This window comes from Mycolicibacterium arseniciresistens (assembly GCF_030519285.1).
Lineage (GTDB): Bacteria > Actinomycetota > Actinomycetes > Mycobacteriales > Mycobacteriaceae > Mycobacterium > Mycobacterium arseniciresistens.
In genome coordinates, this window is the sequence record NZ_JAUMSQ010000399.1 from 1 (window position 1) to 2,600 (window position 2,600).

The following is a 2,600-nucleotide window of genomic DNA, read 5'->3' on the forward strand; positions in this document are numbered from 1 at the left end:
CGGCCCCGGCTCGCGCCCGCGGATCGGCCCCGGCGGCGGCCGCCGACGCGACGGCCTGCCTCGACCCACTGCTTCAGGTCTTCGCGCAACTTCTTCGCATTCTTCGCAGAAAGGTCGATCTCGTAGCTCACCCCGTCGAGGCCGAATTCGACCGTTTCGTCGGCGTTACCCGAACCGTCGAAATCGTCGACCAAAGTGACGGTCACCTTCTTAGCCATCAGCTCACACTGACCCTTCTGCCTGCGCTTGACGAGTTGTTCGTCTCTCGACCACAACAGTTATGTGCTCGCAGTGTACGTCATTAAACGAACCGGTATACCCGGTCGCTCAACCACCGTGCCGGCGAACTATGGGGAAAAGAACCGTCTCTCTAATCGACAGTCCCGTCAACGCCATCAACAACCGGTCGATACCCATTCCGGTGCCGGTCGTGGGCGGCATGCCGTACTCCAAAGCGGCGAGGAAATCCTCGTCGAGTGACATTGCCTCGTCGTCACCGGCGGCGGCCGCGGCGGCCTGGGCCAGGAACCTTTCCCGCTGGATTATCGGGTCGATGAGTTCGGAGTATCCGGTGGCGAGTTCGAAGCGCCGGACGTAGAGATCCCATTTCTCGGTCACCCCGGCCTCGCTGCGGTGCGGCCGGGTCAGCGGGGTTGTCTCCACCGGGAAGTCGCGCACGAAGGTCGGCGCCCACAACGTCTCGCCGACGGTGTGTTCCCACAGTTCTTCCACCAATTTCCCGTGGCCGTAGCCCCGGTCCCGGGGAATCTCCACACCCAGCCGGTCGGCCGTCGACCACAAGGTCTCGGCCGGCGTCTGCGGAGTGATCTCTTCGCCGAGGGCCTCCGACAGCGACGGGTACATTTCCAGCGTGTCCCATTGGCCGTCCAGGTCGTAGACATCGCCATCGGGCAATGGGACCTGCCGGGTGCCGATCGCCTCGTCGGCGACCTCCTGAATAAGCTCACGCGTCACCACGGCCGAATCGTTGTAGTCACCGTAGGCCTGATAAGTCTCGAGCATCGCGAATTCCGGCGAATGCGTCGAATCAATGCCTTCGTTCCGGAAATTTCGATTGAGTTCGAAGACCCGCTCGAATCCACCTACCAGACACCGCTTGAGGAAGAGTTCCGGCGCGATACGGAGGTACAGATCGGCGTCGAGCGCATTGGAGTGGGTGACGAACGGGCGCGCCGCGGCGCCGCCGGCCAGCGTCTGCAGCATAGGCGTCTCGACCTCGAGGAAGCCGCGGCGCTCCAGCGCCGAACGCACCGCACGCACCACGGCGATGCGCTGCCGGGCGATGGTGCGCGCCTCGGGACGGACGATCAGGTCGACGTACCGCTGCCGCACCCGCGCCTCTTCGCTCATCTCCTTGTGGGCAACGGGAAGCGGCCGCAACGCCTTGGATGCCATTTGCCAGCTGTCGGCGAGCACAGACAGCTCCCCGCGACGCGAACTGATCACCTCGCCGTGCACGAAGACGATGTCGCCGAGGTCGACGTCGGCCTTCCACGCATCGAGGGACTCCTGGCCCACCTGCGCCAGGCTGACCATGGCCTGCAGCTGGGTGCCGTCACCCTCCTGCAGCGTCGCGAAGCAGAGCTTGCCCGAGTTGCGGGCGAAGACCACCCGGCCGGTGACGCCCACCATCTCACCGGTCGAGGTGTCGGCGGCGAGGTCGGGGTGTGCCGCACGGACCTCGGCGAGGGTGTGGGTGCGCGCCACCACCACCGGGTAGGGATCGCGGCCCTCGTCGAGCAGCCGCTCCCGCTTGGCCTGGCGGATCCGGAACTGCTCAGGGAGGTCGGGTCCGTCGTGCTCCGCGTCGGGGCGGTCATCGGCTGCCATCACGAGGTGCCAGCTTAAATGAACAAATGACCGGTGAAATCGACGCGCAGCGGGTGGCCGCCCTGTCCGACGAACCACTGGACTGGCGGTTCAAGGGCATCCCCGCGCCGTGGTGGGGTCTGCGCCCCGCCGAGATCTGTCGCCGCACCCCCGATCTGTTCGCCGCGGGCGTGGTCGGACCGGTGTGCGTGCTGCGCGCGTCGGCGCTCACCCACAACCTCGTGACGATGGCGCGGTGGTGCCGCCGACGGGGTGTCGAGCTGGCGCCGCACGGGAAGACGCACATGGCTCCGCAGCTGCTGGCCCGCCAGTTCGACGCGGGCGCGGTGGCGGTCACCGTGGCCACCATCAGCCAGGTCCGGGTGTTCCGGGCGTTCGGGGTGCGGCGGATGGTGCTGGCCAACGAGCTGGTCGATGCGGCCGGGTTGGCGTGGCTGGGCGCCGAACTCGACGCCGACCCGGACTTCGGCCTGGTCTGCTGGGTGGACTCGGTGCGCGGCGTCGAGGCGATGTCCGCGGCGCTCGGTTCGGCAGGCCGGCCGGTCGACGTGTGCGTCGAGGTCGGCATGGCGGGCGGCAGGACGGGCTGCCGGGATGCGGCGGCCGTCGACGCGGTCGCGCGGGCGGCCGTCGCGGCTCCGCGGTTGCGGCTGGTCGGGGTGGCCGGTTACGAGGCGGCGGTTGGCCACGCCGTCACCGCCGACGCGCTGGACGTGGTCACCGGCTATCTTCGCGACCTGCGGGCCGCC

The 2,600-nt window shown here is 68.0% G+C and carries 2 protein-coding genes and 1 pseudogene; 1 reads left to right on the forward strand and 2 read right to left on the reverse strand.

The window, feature by feature from the left end; genetic code table 11:
- Together lsr2 and lysS are read right to left on the reverse strand one after the other, a co-directional pair.
- Window positions 1-218: pseudogene (gene lsr2, locus Q2100_RS29195) on the reverse strand (histone-like nucleoid-structuring protein Lsr2); the annotation flags it as partial.
- Between the two features lie 109 nt (window positions 219-327).
- Window positions 328-1,851 (reverse strand): lysine--tRNA ligase, encoded by a 1,524-nt coding sequence (lysS, locus tag Q2100_RS29200; RefSeq protein WP_302916842.1) that lies wholly within the window; start codon window positions 1,849-1,851, stop codon window positions 328-330.
- A gap of 26 nt (window positions 1,852-1,877) precedes the next feature.
- Between lysS and Q2100_RS29205 the strand changes: the two genes are divergently transcribed.
- Window positions 1,878-2,600 (forward strand): alanine racemase (locus tag Q2100_RS29205; RefSeq protein WP_302916841.1); only part of this gene is annotated, 723 nt, incomplete at its 3' end.